This window comes from Undibacterium sp. SXout7W, from assembly GCF_049339385.1.
Classification (GTDB): Bacteria; Pseudomonadota; Gammaproteobacteria; order Burkholderiales; family Burkholderiaceae_D; genus Undibacterium.
Map to the genome: position 1 here is coordinate 1 of NZ_JBMPPF010000181.1, position 278 is coordinate 278.

General features: G+C 59.0%; 1 protein-coding gene. It reads left to right on the forward strand.

What is annotated here, in order from left to right:
• Window positions 1–78: 78 nt before the first annotated feature.
• The coding region (locus ACO0LB_RS21010) for a response regulator (protein ID WP_423052699.1) at window positions 79–278 on the forward strand (200 nt) is incomplete at its 3' end.

Below are 278 nucleotides of genomic sequence, written 5' to 3' on the forward strand. Positions count from 1 at the left end.
CGTGGATTTTTTTTTACCTGGAGCCGAGCTGAAGCGTTATGATTTGAACGGATAGTCACTTTCAGATCAGGCCAGCCTTTGTTCAACCCAGTCCCCAATCCCATCCTTGCCACGCGGCGCGATGCCGCGATACTCATAGTGGATGACGCGCCGGAGAACCTGAGCGCGCTGCGCAAGCTGATGGTCCAGCAAGGCTATCAGACCTTCGTCGCCACCTCCGGCGAACGGGCGCTGAAGATCGCCCGCCGCGTCCATCCGGACCTGATCCTGCTCGACGT